Here is a 16,907-nt window from a genome sequence, read left to right as displayed (position 1 = left end):
GTGGGGGTGGACGCCACCGTGCGGCTGCCGTTGGCCAGCAGATAAACTGGTGCCTGTCCTACCCTGTTGGCCCCGACACCCCATGAAGTCTTGTCCCGCTTGCCCCCGCCGCCCGGTTGTACTGCAACTCGGTGCCTCCACCATTGCCAGGCCACGGATGGCGCCCTGACATGGACCGGCTGCGCATCGACAAATGGCTGTGGGCGGCGCGTTTTTACAAAACCCGCAGCCTGGCCTGTGACGACATCGACAAGGGCCGGGTGCAGGTCAACGGTGCCGTGGCCAAACCGGCGCGTGAAGTCAAGGCTGGCGACAGCGTGCAACTGCGCCAGGGCCCGGTGACACGCACCGTGACGGTGCTGGCCATCAGCGACCAACGCGGACCGGCCCCGGTGGCAGCGCTGCTCTACCAGGAAACCGAGGCGTCGATTGCCCAACGCCAGCAAGCCGCTGAACAACGCCGCCTGGCGCCCGAACCCGCGCTGGCGCTGACCCAGGGCCGCCCGACCAAACGCGACCGGCGTGACGCCGACAAGCTGCGTGGCAGCCCGTGGGGCGAGCGCTGGAGCGCCACCATCGATTCCTGACACCCATCTTGGCCACCCCACTCGCTCCCTCCTGGCCACGTCGGCGCTGGCTGGCGGCCGCTTTGTGCACACCGCTGTGGCCGGCATCGGCCCAGTCCCCCGCGCCCAGCCAACTGGCGCCGGCACCTGCCCTGCCTCAACGGGCGCTGCAATTTCCGCGTGATCTGGGCAGTCACCCGGACACCGCCATCGAGTGGTGGTATGTCACCGGTGAATTGTTGGCGCAGCGTCGGCGTTTTGGTTTCCAGCTGACTTTTTTCCGCTCACGGGTGCCCACCACCCAGACCATGCGTTCAGCCTTTGCCGCCCGGCAGCTGATGTTTGCCCACGCCGCCTTGACCGATGTGAACAGCGGGCGCCTGCTGCATGACCAGCGTCTGGCCCGTAGCGCTAGCCAAGGCAACGTGGACCTGGCCACGGCCAGCGACACCGACACCCACCTGCAATTGCGCGACTGGTCACTGCACCACACCAACGGTCACTATCTGGCCCAGGCGGCGGGGCCGGAATTTGCCTTCACCCTGACGCTGGCAGAAACCCAGCCACTGCTGCTGCAGGGTGAACAGGGCCTGTCACGCAAGGGGCCGCAGGCCAGCCAGGCCAGTTATTACTACAGCCTGCCGCAACTGGCCGTGTCCGGCCAACTGACCCTGGCGGGCCAGACCCAGGCCGTGACCGGTCGCGCCTGGCTTGACCATGAATGGAGCCAGTCGCTGCTACACCCGGACGCGGTGGGCTGGGACTGGATGGGCATCAACCTCCTGGATGGCGGCGCTTTGACGGCGTTTCGGCTGCGCACCCGAAGCGGCGGGGCCTTGTGGGCCGGTGGTTCATACCGTGCTGCGGGCCAGAGCGTGGCGCAGATACTGGCCGCCGACGCCGTGCGCTTCACACCGCAGCGCCACTGGACCAGTCCGGCCACCGGCACCCGTTATCCGGTGCAATGGCTGGTGGAAGTCCAGCACCAGCCGAGCCAACCCCTGCAGCGCTACCTGGTCAAAGCCGTGATCGACAACCAGGAGCTTGACAGCCGGGCGTCCACTGGCGCGATCTACTGGGAGGGCTTGAGTGAACTGTGGACCGTTGATGGCCAGCTGCTGGGCCGTGGTTATCTGGAGATGACCGGCTACGCCAGTCCGTTGATACTATGATTTCAGTAGCACTCAGTGCTTAATAGACGTGGGCTAGAGACCTATTTCACTTGTATTTTTTGCGACCTGGCCCAAGCTGTGGGCCGTACCACTGAACAAGGTTTTTTTTATGACAGCCAAACAGACACCCCGCCAGCCGCGCTCCCTGTCCGGCCTGCTGCCTTTTTTGCGCCCGTACCGGCGGCACATTGCGCTGGCGCTGGTGTTTCTGGTGCTGGCCGCCACGGCCACCCTGATGTTCCCGCTGGCCTTGCGCAGCCTGATTGACGGCGGCCTGGCACCGGCTGACCCGGGTGAACGCCTGCTGGCGCTGCGCGGGCATTTTGCTGGCTTGTTTGCCGTGGCCATCGCCCTGGGTGTGTTCTCGGCCGCCCGCTTTTACCTGGTGAGCTGGCTGGGCGAACGCGTCAGCGCCGACCTGCGCAACGCGGTTTATGACCATGTGCTGCAACAAAGCCCGGAATTTTTCGAGACCACCCAGACTGGTGAGGTGTTGTCGCGCCTGTCGGCCGACACCACGCTGGTGCAGACCGTGGTGGGTTCGTCACTGAGCCTGGGGCTGCGCAATCTGGTGATGGGCCTGGGGGCACTGGGCATTCTGGTGTGGACCAACCCGGTGGTGATGGCCCAGGTGCTGTTGGTGTTGCTGCTGGTGGTGCTGCCCGCAGCGGCGTTTGGCCGGCGGGTCCGCCGGCTCTCGCGCGCCAGTCAGGATCGCGCCGCCGATTCCAGTGCCATTGCCGCCGAAGTGCTCAACGCCATCCCGGTGGTGCAGAGTTACACCGCCGAAGCCCGGGAAAGCCGTCGTTTCACCCAGGCCACCGAAGCCGCGTTTACCGTCGCGGTGCGGCGTTCGCAGGCGCGCTCGGGCCTGGTGGCGTTCATCATCATCGCCACTTCGGCCGCGCTTTTGTGGGGCTTGTACCAGGGTACACAGGCGGTGATGGCCGGGCGCATCAGTGCCGGTCATCTGGGGCAGACCGTGGTTTACGTGATCATTCTGGCCGGGGCATTGGCCGTGCTGGGCGAGGTTTATGGTGACCTGCTGCGCGCCGCTGGCGCGACCGAACGGCTGATGGAGCTGCTGGCCAGCCAATCGCCCATTGTTTCTCCATCAAATCCGGCTCTAGCCCGCATATCGTCTGAAGGTAGTGCTATCGAATTTGAGAATGTCACTTTTCACTATCCGTCCCGGCCCCAACAGACGGCCTTGCATGAGGTGTCGCTGCGTGTGCCAGCCGGCCAGACCGTGGCGCTGGTGGGCCCCAGCGGTGCGGGCAAAAGCACCGTGTTCCAGTTGCTGCTGCGGTTTTACGATGCGCAACAGGGCCGCATTGTGCTGGACGGTGTTTCCACCCGCGATCTGGCCCTGGCCGACTTGCGCCAGCGCATTGGCATCGTGCCGCAGGACGCGGTGATTTTCTCCAGCAGCGCCCTGGAAAACATCCGTTACGGTCGCCCTGAGGCCAGTGACGCCGAGGTCAAGGCAGCGGCCCAGGCGGCGTATGCCGATGCTTTCATCAGTGCCCTGCCGCAGGGCTACGACACGTTTCTGGGTGAGCGTGGTGTGCGCCTGAGTGGTGGCCAGCGCCAGCGTGTGGCGATTGCCCGCGCCATCCTGAAAAACCCGCCGCTGCTGTTGCTCGACGAGGCCACCAGCGCGCTGGATGCCGAGAGTGAACGCATGGTGCAGGCAGCACTGGAATCAGCCATGCGGGGCCGCACCACGTTGGTGATCGCCCACCGGCTGGCCACGGTGCAAAAGGCCGACCGCATCCTGGTGCTGGACCAGGGACGACTGGTGGAACAAGGCACGCATGCCGAGCTGGTGGCACTGGGCGGGGTGTATGCGGGTCTGGCGGCGCTGCAGTTCAACGCCTGAGCCGGCTCCGGGCGGTGTGTTGAACATCGGCGACAAGACGCGTAAACTCACAACAGACCTTGAAAGGAGCCTCTTATGAACGTTTCGACCACCAGAAACGCGCCGGTTCAGTCCACCCAGCAGCCCACACAGCTGCAGAAAAATGAACAGGCCAGAGCGCAGACACAACGTCAGCAGACCGAGGTCAAGCCCGCGCCGCCAGAGCCACCCAAACCGGTGGTCAACACGCAGGGCCAGACCACCGGGCGGCTGCTGAATGTGACGGCCTGAGACCACTGCCAGACAGGTGTCATGATGGTTGCCCTCGCCGCCACCAACAGCGCCACGCCTTCGCTGCAGTCCACACTGATTCGCAGCCGCCTGGAAGCAGCCCGCCGTGAGATGGCTGAGGCCGAGTCCAACGTGCGTGAGCTGCGCGCCCAGGCGGATGCCGCCGAAACCGAGCTGGTCAAGCGCCAGGACCAGGTACGAACCTTGGCGGATCAGTCCCGCCAGACCGACCCAACCTACCAGTCCCGCGTCCAGGCGAGCAGCCAATCGGCGGTGCCCGTTCAGACCCAGGAGCTGTTATTCGGGCTCTACAGCGCCACCAGCGCCAGACGCCAGGCCGATGGCAACGGCCTCAAAAGCAACCCCACGGCTGCCCCGGTGCTCAATACCCAGGGCCAAGCCACCGGACGCATTGTCAACGTGCGCGCCTGAGTGGCCCCGGGCCTCTCAGTGTCCGGCTTGATCAGGCCAGATGACGTAGTTCGCGCAAAGCCACCGAAATCGGAGCCAAGTCTGCCCCCTGTGTGCTGATGGTTTCCAGCAACTGGCACAAACGGCTGATCTGCGCGGCATGCTGGACGGCCCAGGCGTCGACATCCTGGTAACGCGCCAGCACCGATTGCGTGATCTGACTGGCAATGGCGTAGACATCGTCCCGGGCACTGCCGCGTGCCTGGGTCTGCCACAAGGTGTCGGTGGGCAGCCGGTTGATCTGGGCGCGCCAGGCCAGCAGGTCCAGGCGGCTGTCCACACCGAAATAGGCGCAGGCTGCCCGCTCCAGCGTGGTATTGGCACTGTCACTCAGGTTGACCAGGTCCAGCACCGGGAAAACAAATTCCAGGGCCGTCAAGCGTTGTGCCAGTTCGGCGGCGACGCCGGCCTGGACCAGTTCTTGTGTGGCCCGCTGCCAGTTTTGCCGGGAGTGGGCCGTCAGCCAGTCGCCCAGATGGGTGCCGAGTTCTCGGGCTCCGGGCTGATAACGGGCGATCAGGGTCGGCAGGTCGGTCTCCTTGGCACGCAGGCGCAGCATCCAGCGCGAGGCACGCTGGGTGATGGCGATCAGCTTGCTCAGCAGGTCCAGTTGCAAGGCACTGGGAACCACGTCATCCAGCGCGTCAATCTGGTCCCACAAAGGTTCCAGGTCAAAGATCTCGCGCGCCAGGGTGTAGGCCCGTACCACATCGGCGGTCTTGGCAGCGGCTTCGGCCGCCAGGAAGTTGACAAAGGTTGCCCCCATGCGGTTGACCATGGTGTTGGTCACATAAGTGGCAACAATTTCGCGCTTGAGCGGATGCTGGGCAATGATGTCACCGAATTTTTCGGACAACACCTGGGGGAAATACGCCTTGAGCGCCCGGTTGAAATAGGGATCATCCGGCAGATCGCTGGCAACCAGGTCATCAAACACCGACATCTTGGCATAGGCCATCAGCACGGCATTTTCCGGGGCGGTCAAACCAGACTTCTGGGCCCGCCGGCGGGCAATCTCGTCGTCGCCGGGCAGGAATTCAATCACCCGGTTGAGTCGGCCCGCACCTTCGAGCCATTGCATGAGACGCTGCTGGCCATCCAGCAGGTAGGCTGGCCGATGGCCAGCCACATCCAGGGCCTGGGTCTGGTAATAGTTGTCTGCCAGCACCAGATGCCCCACTTCATCGGTCATGGAGGCCAGCAGGTCGTTGCGTTGTTTGAGAGTCAGGTCACCCGCCTCCACCACCCGACCAAGCAGGATCTTGATGTTGACTTCATGGTCGGAACAATCCACCCCGGCCGAGTTGTCGATGGCATCGGTGTAAATCAGGCCGCCATGCTGGGCGTATTCGATGCGGCCATTCTGGGTACAACCGAGGTTACCGCCCTCCACCAGGACCTTGCAGCGCAGCTCGTTGCCATTGACCCGGAAGGCATCTCCGGCCTTGTCGCCTGCCTGGGCGTGTGTTTCCCTCGAAGATTTGACGTAGGTGCCAATGCCGCCGTTGTAGATCAGGTCCACCGGCGCCTTGAGAATGGCGTTGAGCAGTGCCAGCGGCGACAGCTCCCGTGCCTCAATCCCCAGAACCGTGCGTGCAGCGTCCGACAGGGTGATCGACTTGGCAGAACGGGGATAGACCCCGCCGCCAGGCGAGATCAGGCTCTTGTCATAGTCTTCCCAGCTGGAACGAGGCAAGGCAAACAGGCGCCGACGCTCGGCAAAACTGCGCGCCGCATCAGGCGCCGGATCAAGGAAGATGTGCCGGTGATCAAACGCGGCCACCAACTGGATCTGTTCGGACAGCAACATGCCGTTGCCAAACACGTCCCCAGACATGTCACCAATACCAACCACCGTGAACGGGGTGCTTTGGGTATCCACGCCCAAGGCCCGGAAGTGGCGCTGGGTGGAAGTCCAGGCACCACGCGCCGTGATGCCCATTTTTTTGTGGTCATAGCCGACAGAGCCACCGGAGGCAAACGCGTCACCCAGCCAGAAACCGTAGTCAGCCGATACGCTGTTGGCAATGTCCGAGAAACTGGCGGTGCCCTTGTCGGCAGCAACCACCAGATAGGGGTCGTCGGCGTCATGACGGATCACACCGACGGGTGGCACCACCTTGCCACGCGCCAGGTTGTCGGTCAGGTCCAGCAGGCCCGACAGGAACAGGCGGTAACAGGCGATGCCTTCGGCCATATAGGCATCACGATCCGTAGTGGGTGGCGCCTTTTTCAGCACAAACCCGCCTTTGGAGCCGACCGGCACAATCACCGTGTTTTTCACTTGCTGCGCCTTGACCAGACCGAGAATTTCGGTGCGGAAATCTTCATGCCGGTCGGACCAGCGCAGACCGCCACGCGCGACCTTGCCGCCACGCAGATGAACACCTTCAAACCGTGCTGAATACACCCAGATTTCAAACATGGGTTTGGGTTCGGGCACGCCAGGAACGGCACGCGGGTTCAGCTTGAAACTCAGATAGGGTTTGGTACCGCCCGCCAAGGTGGTCTGCCAGGCATTGGTCCGCAGCGTGGCCTTGATGGTGTTGTAGAACTGGCGCAGGACATGGTCTTCCTCCAGACTGGCCACTGCCCCCAGCAAGGTCTCGATCTGCTCGGACAGTTGTTGCTGAGCCAGGTCTCGGTCGCCGGGCAGCTCTGGATGAAAACGGGCGCTGAAGAGCTCATACAACAACTGCGCCAGCGCAGCGTTCTTGCGCAATGTGGCTTCAATGTAGCTTTGGCTGAAGGCAAAACCAATCTGCTTGAAATAGCGGGTGTAGGCACGCAACACAGAAATGGCACGGGCATCAAGGCCGGTCACCAGCACCAGCTGATTCAGGTCATCACTGTCAACCTGCTGGCGCCACACTTGCAAGTACAGCTCCTCAAACCGGTCTTTCACCGTCGAAAAAACCGTGTCTGCGGGCAGTTGCAGACCCAGATCATGAATCCAGAAACTGCTGTCGGGCGACGCTCCTGTCACTTTGTAAGGCTGCTCATCCAGCACCCTGGCACCCATCCGCTCAAGCACGGGCAAGGAATCCGACAACGCGACTTTCGCCGTGGTGTAAATTTTCAGACGTGTGCTGCCCTGACCGTCCTTGAGCGGGCGGTAGAGTTTGACCGCCATATCGGACTGTGCCGACAGACCAGACAGCACCAGCACATCATCCGCAGCCACGGCCCCGGAAAAGTCATCCCGGTAATTGGCCGGAAAGGCATTGCCAAATTGCGTTGCCAGACTCAGGCCGGCATTCTCCCCATGAATCTGCAACAAAGCCTGCTTGCAGTCTTCTTCCCAGCGTCGTGCCAGACTGGCGATATGGGCCTCCAGCGCAGCAATGTCGGGATGTTTGGGCGCTTGTTGATTGGCCCTGACCAGGTAATGAATCCGCGCCATGGGGTTGTCGGTCAGCATCGGCGTGAATTCCACCGATTGGCCGTCCAGTGAACGCATGAGTTCCTGACCAATGCGGGTCCGCAGCTCGGTGTTGTAACGGTCACGCGGCACAAACACCAGCGCCGATGTGAAGCGCCCAAACGGATCTCGGCGCAAAAACACGCGGGTGCGCTGGCGCTCCTGCAAACGCAGGATGCCGATGGCGTGGGCAATCAGGGTGTCGGTGTCGACCTGAAACAACTCATCACGCGGGTAAGCATCCAGGATGACCTGTAATGACTTGGCAGCATGGCTTTCCGGCACCAGGTCAGCAACCGACATGACCTCCTGCGCACGACGCCGAATTTGCGGTATGTCATCGACCGGTGCGGCATAGGCCTTGGAGGTGTACAGGCCCAGAAAGCGCGACTCGCCAATCACCTTGCCGGCATCATCAAAGCGCTTGACCGCCAGGTAATCCAGCCATGCCGGACGATGCACGGTCGAGCGCGTCATGGCTTTGGTCACCAGAACCAGTTGATCCGACTCCAGGAAAACATGGGCATCCTCGGGCAGACGGCTCACTGGCGTACGGACTTCACCGCGCAAGATGCCCAGACCGCTCTGGGGTACGGCTTCCAGGCTCACCACGTCGCCATCACGGATCAGGGTGTAGTCGCGTGCGCCCAAAAAGGTGAAATGCTGTGCCTCCAGCCAGCGCAAAAAGTCAATGCCGTCTTGTAAACCCTGCGTCTGGGGGGCGATGCGCGCCGATTCTTCGCAAACCGACTGCAGCCGCGACAACATGCTAGACCAGTCCGAGACAGCAGCGCGCACGTCGCCCAGAACGCGGGCCAGCTCCAGTGCCAGCGCATCACGTTCTGACGCCAGAACGATACGATCACACTCCAGCAAAATGAACGACTGGATTTTTTGATCCGCATGTTGGTGTGAGCTGGCCAGCGAGGTGCGAATCAGGCGTTTCTGGGCGTCATGTTCAAGCCATAACAACGGATGAACAATCCAGTGCGCAATACGGCCACTGCGATTGACAGCCATGGTGACGGAGTCCACCAGAAAAGGCATGTCGTCATGAACAATCTGGATCATGGTGTGTTCACTGACAAAGCCGTCTTCTGGAAGTGTTGGATTGAACACCCGGATACGCGCTCCGGCGGGATCTGCCGGGGCCGCCAGCAAGCGCAAATGCGCTTTTGCCACCGCCATCAGGTTGTCTGGACCGCGCGCCTGCAGCTCTTCCGGGTCCGCACTCTCAAAATACGCAGTGACAAAGTCCGCCAGTTCCCGGGCGCTCTCGCCAGCGTTTTCCCGGGTATGCGTACGCAAGGCCGTCAATGCAGCGGTGGTCATGAGAATCTCCTTCAGGTCTTGGAATGAAAGGGATTCTAGGTAGCGACTTCGTGTCAGAAGAAGGTACCGAGGCGGTATTCATTGGTGTATGCAAATTTCACATAACACGATCAAACACCACATCAGGGGCAGGCCCGTATGACCTTATTGAAGGGTCTTTTTCAAAACCTCAGGAAGGTCGAGTGTCACCACCTGAATGCCTTCTTCAATCAACGCTGCCGCATCCGCCGCTGTGGCTGTGCCGCGAATGGCCCGTTCCGGGGCCTCACCATAGTGAATTTTTCGCGCCTCGGGGACAAACTCCTTGCCAACGTCTTCGGTCATGGCAAGAACTCGCCGGGCGTCAGCCAGCCACTTGCCCATTTGCGCGGCAGCATCCCTTGCTTCCAGCGTTTGCGGGCCGACTTCCGTTGGTGTCGTCTCGCGGGCGTTACCAAAATTGAGGCGCGGCGCGCTCAATCGTTTGGAAATGGTCTGATTGCCACAGATCGGACATTCAATGAGTGAAGCTTCGCGCTGTGCAAGGAAATCCTCCTCGGAGGCGAACCAGCCCTCGAAGACATGTTCATGCACGCATTGCAGATCAAGAACCTTCACGTGTCAACCCGAAAACTGGGGCAATTCAAACCAGTCCAGCTGCCAGGCACCGCCCAGCACATTCTGAAGCCACAGGGCTGCCGTGAGAGTCTTGGCGTCGGTGACTCGACCGTCCCGGCACCAAGTCATGAGTTCCTCCGGTGTGGTCGTAAAAACATCCAGGAACTCACCGTCATCAAGCTGGCGCTCACCGGCCGTCAGACCACGTGCAAACCAGATGTCAATGAATTCGGTCGAATAGGAAATCACCGGGTGCAACACGCCCGCGCGCGCCCAATGGGTTGCGCTGTAGCCGGTTTCTTCCCGCAGCTCGCGCTGGGCGCAATGGAAGGGTTCCTCCCCACTGTCGAGCTTGCCAGCCGGGAACTCGATCATGACTTGGTTGACCGGGTAACGGAATTGCCGCTCCATGACCAGACGCAAACGGCCCTGGGCATCTTCCAGCAATGGCACCACCATGACGGCACCCGGGTGAACAACATACTCCCGGGTCGCCGAAGCACCGTCGGGCAGTTGTACCGTGTCACGCAACACATGCAGCATCTGCCCTTTACACAGCTCCGAACTGGTAACTTTGATCTCGCGTAAATGGTCCACGCCGGAAGGTTCCCCCAGACTCATCAGTCTGGCAACAGCAGTCAGGTGCGCGTCAAACCGCGAGCATCTTCACGACAGCCTCGGCACACAGCGTCATCAGGCCACCGGGCAACAGACCAAGCAGTAACAACAAGGCGCCGTTCAGGGTCAACACAGCTCGTACATCCATCGGCGCGGTGAGTTGAGTCGAAGAGGTCGGCGCATCAAAATACATGACCTTGACCACGCGCAGATAGTAGAACGCGCCTACCAGAGACATCATGACGGCATACACGGCCAGCACAATGTGCGCCGTGCCGCCAGAGGCAACCAGGGCCTGCAAGACCGACAATTTCGCATAAAACCCGACCATCGGAGGAATCCCGGCCAGCGAGAACAAACACAGCGCCATGATGCCGGCATACAGTGGGCTGCGCTGGTTCAAACCGGCAAAATCAGCTATTTCCTCGCTCTCAAAGCCATCACGAGACAGCAGCAGAATGATGCCAAAACTGGCCAACGTCGTCAGCACATAAGACACCACATAAAACATGGAAGAACCATAGGCGTTGCCTGCGGCTTCGGCATGACCATTTACCACGCCCGACATCATGCCAATCAACACAAACCCCATATGGGAAATGGTCGAGAACGCCAACATGCGTTTGAGATTGGTCTGTGCAATGGCCGCGAGATTGCCAACTGCCAATGAAGCCACTGCCAAAAACATCAACATTTGTTGCCAATCAATCGCCAATGGCAGCAGGCCTTCAACCAGCAGACGGATCAGCACCGCAAAAGCAGCCAGTTTTGGTGCACCACCAACCATCAGGGTCACCACCGTGGGAGCACCTTGATATACATCGGGAATCCACATGTGGAATGGCACCACACCCAGTTTGAATGACAATCCAGCCACGACAAACACCAAGCCGAAGATCAGGACCTGATGCTTGATCTGGCCTGAGTTGATGGCTTTGAACACCTCGTGCAAATCCAATGATCCGGTGGCACCATACAACATGGACATGCCATACAGCAGGAAGCCAGAAGCCAGCGCCCCCAGCACAAAATACTTCATGGCCGCCTCGGTAGCGACTGTATGGTCGCGGCGCAGAGCCACCAGTGCATAACTGGAGAGTGTCAACAACTCGATGCCCATGTAGATGCCCAGGAAGTTGTTCCCCGAAATCATCACAAACATACCGAGCAGCGAAAACAGGCTCAAGGTGAACATCTCGCCACCACGCAACATGTCCCGACAGGCCGCATACGCACGGCCATAAATCAGGGTCACCATCACCGCCAGTGCGGCAAAACATTTGAGCCAGTTCCCCATGGGGTCACTCACTACCATGTTACCGAACCCGTAAATGGTCTGTCCTGAGCTGGCGTACCTGGCCTGCAGCGCTGCAACCACGGCCAACGTGGCCATGGTCAGGATGTAGGTCGGTGTGCGGTTCGGCGTTTTAACCGCCAGATCAAAAACCGCAATCAAGCAAGCCATGACCAGCAGGATCAATTCGGGGTAAACAGCCAGCAAACTGAGTTTGTCAATCATTTGAATCTCTTGTCTAGGTAATCAGGGCGGATTGATCAGGGCAGTTTGGACTGCGCGACATGTTTGAGCAATTCAGCCACCGAAACATCCATCACATCAGTGAAGGGCTTGGGGTAGAGCCCCATGTACAACACAGCAATCGCCAGCAGACTCAGGAAAAAGAATTCACGTGTACTGATGTCCATCAGATGTTTGACATGGTCATTGGCTACCGGGCCGAGATACACCCGCTTGAACATCCACAAAGAATAGGCGGCGCCAAAAATCAAAGCGCTGGCCGCTCCCATACCCACCCAAAAGTTCACCTTAACGGCGCCCAGAATGACCATCCACTCACCAACAAAACCCGCGGTACCAGGCAAACCGCAGTTGGCCATGACAAACAGCAAGGCAAATGCCGTGAATTTGGGCATGGTGTTGACAACGCCGCCATAGCTGGCAATCTCTCGAGAATGGACCCGGTCATAAAGCACACCAATTCCCAGGAACATCGCGGCAGAAACAAAACCGTGCGAAATCATTTGCACAATGCCACCAGAGACACCCAGGTCATTAAAAATGAAGAACCCGAGAGTCACAAAGCCCATGTGGGCAATAGACGAATAAGCCACCAGCTTCTTCATGTCTTTCTGCACCATGGTCACCAGACCAACATAAATCACCGCTGCCAGAGACAGGCCAATCATCAAGCCCGCCCACTCATGGGAAGCATCAGGCGTGATGGGCAGCGAAAACCGCAGAAAACCATAAGCGCCCAGTTTCAGCATGATGGCGGCCAACACGGCCGATCCACCTGTAGGCGCTTCGACGTGAACATCAGGCAACCAGGTATGCACAGGCCACATAGGCACCTTGACTGCAAAAGCCGCCAGGAAGGCAAAAAACAGCAGCGTTTGCGCCCGTCCGGTCAGAGGCAGTTTGTGCCAGGCGGTCAGATCAAAGCTACCGCCAGACGCGTTGTAGAGATAAATCAATGCCACCAGCATCAACAGCGAACCGAGCAAGGTGTAAAGAAAAAACTTGAAGGCCGCGTAGATTTTGTTGGGGCCACCCCAAATACCAATGATCAGGTACATCGGTATCAGTGTGGCTTCAAAAAATACATAAAACAACATGCCATCCAGTGCACAGAAAACGCCGATCATCAACCCGCTCAGAATCAGGAAGGCGCCCATGTACTGGTTGACACGGCTGGTGATAACCTCCCAGCCAGCAATCACAACAATCACATTGATAAAAGCCGTCAACAGCACAAACCACAACGAAATGCCATCAATGCCGAGTTGGTAATTGATATGAAATCGCTCAATCCATGGCGCCATTTCAGTGAACTGCATGGCAGCAGTTGCCACATTAAACTGCGCGTAAAGTGGCAACGTCACCAACAAGCTGGTCACAGCACCGATCAACGCAATCCAGCGAACTGCCTGTACCTGGTCATCTCGCCCCAGTGCAAACAACACGACACCAAACAGGATCGGCGTCCAAATAGCTAGGCTCAACAAACCCATTTTTATATTTCTCCTATTTGAGCCAAACAAAATAAGTCATCAACACGAAAATACCTAGCACCATCGTCAGGGCATAGTCATACAAATAACCTGTCTGGAATTTTCGAACCACGCCAGATATCCAACCAACAGCGCGCCAGGATCCATTCACGGCGGCACCATCGATCAAGGCCTGGTCACCGCCCTTCCAGAGCGCAACGCCAAGTCCACGAGCGCCACGTGCCAGCACGTTTTCGTTGAACCAATCCATGTAGTACTTGTTTTCAAGGAGCTTGTAGATCGGCATCACATTGCGTTTGATGGCTGCGGGCAAGGCTGGGTTGACCATATACATGTAATAAGCCGAAACCACACCTGCCAAAGCCAACCAGAAAGGAGCTGCTGTCAGCCCATGCACAGCAAGCTGAACCGGGCCGTGGAACTCTTCGCGTAGAACCTCCATGGCCTTGTGAATGTCAGCATTCACAAAAATTGAATCTGCGAAGAAGCTGCCAAACAGCATCGGAGTGATTGTGATGAAACCAATCAAAACCGATGGAATGGCAAGAAGAATCAACGGCACCGTCACTACCCAAGGCGATTCATGTGGATGGTGATGCGCAGCATGGGAGTCATGACCATGGTGTGAATCCGGGTTCTGCTCAAAACGCTCAGTTCCATGAAAAACCAGGAAATACAGGCGGAAGGAGTAAAAGGCAGTGACAAAAACCCCGGCCAAAACTGCAAAATAAGCAAAACCGGATCCTGGCAGATGGCTGGCATGCACCGCCATGATGATCTCATCCTTGGAGTAGAACCCAGAAAACAAGGGTGTACCAATCAGTGCCAAAGAACCTATCAAGGACGTGATCCAGGTAATGGGCATGTATTTACGCAGCGCCCCCATCCATCGAATGTCCTGGTTGTGATGGACACCCATGATCACAGAGCCTGCAGCAAGGAACAGCAAGGCCTTGAAGAAGGCGTGGGTCATCAGGTGAAAAACTGCCACTGAATAAGCAGAAGCCCCCAAGGCCACCGTCATGTACCCGAGTTGGGACAAGGTTGAATAGGCCACCACACGTTTGATGTCGTTCTGGATGATGCCCAGAAAGCCCATAAACAAGGCTGTGATACCACCGATGACCAGTACAAAATTCAGCGCAGTTTCGCTCAACTCAAAAAGTGGCGACATACGAGCCACCATAAAAATACCAGCCGTCACCATGGTAGCTGCATGAATCAGCGCAGAAATGGGCGTTGGACCTTCCATGGAGTCCGGTAACCAGACGTGCAATGGAAATTGTGCTGACTTGCCCATGGCCCCCACGAACAGACAAATGCAGATCACGGTGATCAACATCCAGTTTGTGCCCGGCAGCATCAATTTCGACAATTCCGCAGTCTTGGCAAATGTTTCGGCGTAGTTGAGTGTGCCGGCATAAGCGGCCAGCAAACCAATGCCCAGAATGAAACCAAAGTCACCGACACGATTGACCAGAAAAGCCTTCATGTTGGCAAAAATGGCTGATGGCTTGTTGAACCAGAAACCAATCAACAAATAAGACACCAAACCCACAGCCTCCCAGCCAAAAAACAGCTGCAGCATGTTGTTGCTCATCACCAGCATCAACATCGAAAAGGTGAAGAGCGAAATATAGGCAAAGAAGCGGTTGTAGCCTTCATCTTCTTCCATGTAACCGATGGTGTAAATGTGCACCATGAGGGAGACAAAACTCACCACACACATCATCATGGCAGTCAAGCCATCAACCAGGAAGCCGATTTCCATCTTGAGTCCGCCTACCACCATCCAGGTGTAAATGGTCTCGTTAAACCGAGCGCCATCAAGCGCAACACTTTTGAGCGTGAATACGGAAAGAAGGAACGACAGTAGAACACCCAAGATAGTCAACGAATGAGACATGCGTCGACCAATGGTATTGCCACCAAATTTTGTCCCCAGAACACCGGCAGCAATAGCTCCGACCAAAGGGGCCAGCGGCACCGCGAGCAGGGTTGCGACTGAAAGGGTTTGACTCATTGCTTGTTACCCCTTCAACGAATCGAGTTCGTCCACATTGATGTTCGCTTTATTGCGGAACAGTGCCACCAAAATCGCCAGACCGATGGCGGACTCGGCAGCTGCTACCGTCAGAATGAAAAACACAAAAATCTGACCACTCAAATCACCAAGGTAATAAGAGAAGGCGACAAAATTGGTGTTGACCGCCAGCAACATGAGCTCGAGAGCCATCATCAACACAATCAAATTCTTCCGATTCAAAAAAATACCGACCACCGAAAGCGCAAACAACATGGCGCCCAACGATAAAAAATGACCCAATGTGAGCGTCATACCCGGTTCTCCGATGATTTTTCGTCTGATGCCTGGACAGGCAGTGCCGGCTGGGTTGCAGCCATCTTGACGACAGCCAGACGATCTTTGGACCTGACACGTACCTGATCAGCAGCATCAATTGCCTTGCTATCCTTGCGATGACGCAAGGCAAGCGCAATCGCCGCAATCATGGCCACCAACAGCAAAGCCGCAGCGACTTCAAGCGGGTAAAGGAACTCGCTATATAACAACTTACCCAATTCTCTGGTATTGGAAATCCCAGCACCAGTCGTCGCAGCGGCTGTCAAATGCTGATCAGTCACCCGGAATCCTCCGATCAACACGGCAGACATTTCAAAAATGATCACAACGCCAACCACCGCAGCCAAAGGAAAATGTTTCCAGAAGCTTCCCCGATCCGGGTCACCTTTGACATCCAACATCATCACCACAAACAAGAACAACACCATCACGGCACCAACGTAAACCAGTATCAATGTGATGGACAGAAACTCTGCCTTCAGTAGCATCCAGATCATGGAAGCCTGAAAGAAAGACAACACAAGAAACAATGCTGCGTGCACCGGGTTTCGTGCGGTAATCACACGAAATGCAGCAAACAGCAACACTGCAGAAAAAACGTAAAACAAACCAGTCTTGACATCCATAGTCAGCTTATCTTTCCTAGAGGTCAGCGGTACTTGGCGTCAGCCGCCTTGTTAGCTGCAATTTCGCGTTCATAACGATCTCCAACAGCCAGCAACATTTCTTTGGTGAAATAGAGGTCCCCGCGCTTCTCACCGTGATATTCAAGAATGTGAGTTTCGACAATGGAGTCGACTGGACAACTTTCCTCACAGAATCCACAAAAAATGCACTTGGTCAAATCAATGTCGTACCGTGATGTCCGCCGTGATCCATCCGCGCGAACCTCAGATTCAATCGTGATGGCCATGGCCGGACAAACCGCCTCACACAGCTTGCAAGCAATACAGCGTTCCTCACCATTGTCATAACGCCGCAGAGCATGAAGCCCTCGGAAACGCGGCGACAACGGAGTTTTTTCTTCTGGGTACTCTTGGGTAATCTTTCCGCGAAAAGCATACTTGCCAGTCAACACGAATCCCTTAAAAAATTCTGCCAGCATGAAACTGGACAAAAAATCCTTCAGAGAAAAAGACGTCTGGCCTGAGGTAGCGGCAACAGTGGGTACTTGGGTAGGCATGAC

14 protein-coding genes are annotated in these 16,907 nt (G+C 57.7%); 5 read left to right on the top strand and 9 right to left on the bottom strand.

Going from position 1 to position 16,907, the window contains the following annotated elements:
• The first annotated feature begins 170 nt into the window (after positions 1–170).
• From PHW99_RS01640 to PHW99_RS01620, 5 genes are all read left to right on the top strand, one after another.
• Entirely contained in the window at positions 171–587 is a 417-nt protein-coding gene (locus PHW99_RS01640) for an RNA-binding S4 domain-containing protein (RefSeq protein WP_300173132.1), read from the top strand.
• A 74-nt stretch (positions 588–661) separates the two neighbouring features.
• Positions 662–1,738 (top strand): carotenoid 1,2-hydratase, encoded by a 1,077-nt coding sequence (locus PHW99_RS01635; RefSeq protein WP_300173251.1) that lies wholly within the window; start codon positions 662–664, stop codon positions 1,736–1,738.
• 109 nt (positions 1,739–1,847) lie between these two features.
• The gene (locus PHW99_RS01630) at positions 1,848–3,620 is read left to right on the top strand and encodes an ABC transporter transmembrane domain-containing protein (protein WP_300173129.1); all 1,773 of its coding nucleotides are present in this window, start codon (positions 1,848–1,850) and stop codon (positions 3,618–3,620) included.
• Between the two features lie 75 nt (positions 3,621–3,695).
• Entirely contained in the window at positions 3,696–3,890 is a 195-nt protein-coding gene (locus PHW99_RS01625; protein ID WP_300173126.1) for a hypothetical protein, read from the top strand.
• A 21-nt stretch (positions 3,891–3,911) separates the two neighbouring features.
• A complete protein-coding gene (locus PHW99_RS01620) occupies positions 3,912–4,322 on the top strand; it encodes a hypothetical protein (protein WP_300173123.1) in 411 nt (136 codons plus the stop codon).
• 31 nt (positions 4,323–4,353) lie between these two features.
• Here PHW99_RS01620 and PHW99_RS01615 read toward each other — a convergent pair whose 3' ends face one another.
• The 9 genes from PHW99_RS01615 to nuoI form a co-directional block, all read right to left on the bottom strand.
• Positions 4,354–9,114, bottom strand: a complete 4,761-nt coding sequence (locus PHW99_RS01615) for an NAD-glutamate dehydrogenase (RefSeq protein WP_300173121.1) — start codon at positions 9,112–9,114, stop codon at positions 4,354–4,356.
• Positions 9,115–9,258: 144 nt separating this feature from the next.
• On the bottom strand, positions 9,259–9,711 hold the full coding sequence (locus PHW99_RS01610; protein ID WP_300173118.1) for a DUF1178 family protein: 453 nt from the start codon (positions 9,709–9,711) through the stop codon (positions 9,259–9,261).
• Between the two features lie 3 nt (positions 9,712–9,714).
• Positions 9,715–10,332 (bottom strand): NUDIX hydrolase, encoded by a 618-nt coding sequence (locus PHW99_RS01605; protein ID WP_300173116.1) that lies wholly within the window; start codon positions 10,330–10,332, stop codon positions 9,715–9,717.
• Positions 10,333–10,360: 28 nt separating this feature from the next.
• Complete coding sequence (gene nuoN / locus PHW99_RS01600; RefSeq protein ID WP_300173114.1) at positions 10,361–11,848, bottom strand: NADH-quinone oxidoreductase subunit NuoN; 1,488 nt, start codon at positions 11,846–11,848, stop codon at positions 10,361–10,363.
• A gap of 35 nt (positions 11,849–11,883) precedes the next feature.
• Positions 11,884–13,359: an NADH-quinone oxidoreductase subunit M gene (locus tag PHW99_RS01595; protein WP_300173111.1), complete on the bottom strand. Its 1,476-nt coding sequence runs from the start codon at positions 13,357–13,359 to the stop codon at positions 11,884–11,886.
• A gap of 13 nt (positions 13,360–13,372) precedes the next feature.
• Positions 13,373–15,382: an NADH-quinone oxidoreductase subunit L gene (gene nuoL, locus PHW99_RS01590; protein ID WP_300173108.1), complete on the bottom strand. Its 2,010-nt coding sequence runs from the start codon at positions 15,380–15,382 to the stop codon at positions 13,373–13,375.
• 6 nt (positions 15,383–15,388) lie between these two features.
• Complete coding sequence (gene nuoK, locus PHW99_RS01585; RefSeq protein ID WP_300173105.1) at positions 15,389–15,697, bottom strand: NADH-quinone oxidoreductase subunit NuoK; 309 nt, start codon at positions 15,695–15,697, stop codon at positions 15,389–15,391.
• Positions 15,694–16,347, bottom strand: coding sequence for an NADH-quinone oxidoreductase subunit J (locus PHW99_RS01580; RefSeq protein ID WP_300173102.1), 654 nt, complete (start codon positions 16,345–16,347; stop codon positions 15,694–15,696). The genes nuoK and PHW99_RS01580 overlap by 4 nt, the downstream gene beginning before the upstream one ends.
• Before the next feature lie 23 nt (positions 16,348–16,370).
• On the bottom strand, positions 16,371–16,904 hold the full coding sequence (nuoI, locus tag PHW99_RS01575; protein WP_300173100.1) for an NADH-quinone oxidoreductase subunit NuoI: 534 nt from the start codon (positions 16,902–16,904) through the stop codon (positions 16,371–16,373).
• Between the last annotated feature and the right edge of the window lie 3 nt (positions 16,905–16,907).

The sequence above is a fragment of the Rhodoferax sp. genome, from assembly GCF_028689305.1.
GTDB lineage: Bacteria > Pseudomonadota > Gammaproteobacteria > Burkholderiales > Burkholderiaceae_C > Rhodoferax.
Note: the sequence above shows the minus strand (reverse complement) of the source record. Positions and strands in the feature narration are given on the sequence as shown.